Source organism: Methylobacterium sp. WL6 (assembly GCF_008040095.1).
Lineage (GTDB): Bacteria > Pseudomonadota > Alphaproteobacteria > Rhizobiales > Beijerinckiaceae > Methylobacterium.
Genome location: NZ_VRVH01000559.1, coordinates 1 through 1338 on the forward strand (window position 1 = coordinate 1; position 1338 = coordinate 1338).

Annotated in this window: 2 protein-coding genes and 1 pseudogene; all 3 read right to left on the bottom strand. The window is 74.4% G+C overall.

The genetic code is table 11. The features are described 5' to 3' along the window. A pseudogene (locus FV230_RS28330) lies at positions 1 to 294 on the bottom strand (hypothetical protein); the annotation flags it as partial. Positions 295 to 323: 29 nt separating this feature from the next. Further along, the gene (locus FV230_RS28335) at positions 324 to 989 is read right to left on the bottom strand and encodes a hypothetical protein (protein WP_147844723.1); all 666 of its coding nucleotides are present in this window, start codon (positions 987 to 989) and stop codon (positions 324 to 326) included. A gap of 96 nt (positions 990 to 1085) precedes the next feature. Further along, on the bottom strand, positions 1086 to 1338 hold a 253-nt coding region (locus FV230_RS28340; RefSeq protein WP_281408345.1), incomplete at its 5' end, for a helix-turn-helix domain-containing protein.

The following is a 1338-nucleotide window of genomic DNA, read 5'->3' on the forward strand; positions in this document are numbered from 1 at the left end:
GTAGCCGGCGGCCTCCGCGGCGGCGATCGCGGCGGCCGGATCCGCGTCCGAACCCGCAGCCTTCGCCGGCCACGTCACCGCGTGCACCGTGCCGTCGGCGGCGGTGAGGCGCGCGACCTTGATCTCCGACGGCTTGCGCTCGCCCTCCACCGTCACGGCATCGCCGACGCGGAGCGCGATGCCCTCGGCCCCCTTCGGCCCGAGGTCGGCGAGGTGTCGCCCGTCGGCGCCTTCGATGGCGAAGCGGTGCCCGAAGATGGCCCAGACGGTTCCGATGGCGTTCGTCGTCGTCATGATCGTCTCTCTGAGGGGTGGTGGGTCGGTCAGCGCGGCGGCGCGGCGTCCGGTGGCGGCGGAGTGGCGTCCGGCGGCGGGGGCCGCCCCGGATCGATCTCGGTCATCGCGCCGGTGGCGGCGGCGATGGCGTGCGCCTCGATCACGGTGCCCAGCGCGCTGCGGGCGAGAACCCCTCGGACGGTCAGGGCGCGCCCGGCCCGGAGCTCGGCGTTCCAGCGTTCGGCCTCGCGCGGCGGCATCCGCACCTGCGTGCCGTCCGCGAGCAGCACCCCGTTGATCTCGCCGCGCTTGCCGTGCAGCGGCATGGCCACGCGCCCGGTCACCGTCGTCTCGCTGCGGTCGCGCCCGGGCGGCCCGAGGTCGATCACCGTCGCCCCGGTCGCGTCGTTGCGGATCATCGTGCCGTCGACCAGCGGCAGCGCGCGGGCCTTCAGTCCGTGGATGGTGACGGCATCCCCGGGGCGCACCGCGAAGGCCAGCTGCACGCTGAGATGGGGCGGCGCCTTCACCTCGGTGCCGTCGGTGAGGATCAGGCCGTCGATGTCGCCGCGTGGCGTCAGCGTGTACTGCCGCACCGTTCCGCGTGTCTCGGGCAGGCTGGCGGGATCGAACGCCGTCTGCGCCGCGGCGCTCGCTGCCGAGAGGGCGAGCGCCGCGATGGCCGGGAGGAGAGCCGTCTTCCGATGCCGCACGACGCCTCCCTGTCCCGATCGGATCACGGGAAGGCCATGGCACCGTCCGTGCCATCGACAAAACGCTTACGGATCAGATGGTTGCCTCGGCAACGGTCAAGCTTGATCGTCCGGATTCGCGACAGCGACCGTCGTGAGATCGGACAGGCGCGCGCCGTCGGCCGGCGCGCCGAGGCCGTAGCGCTCGATCTTGGCGTAGAGCAGCTGGCGCTGGATGCCGACGCGCCGGGCCGCCGCGGTGCGGTTGCCGCCGGACGCCTCCAGGGCCGCCGCGATCATCGCCGCCTCGAGCCGCGCCACGGCGCCGGGAAGGTCGCCGGCGAGCCAGTCGACCGGCTCGGCCCTGCGG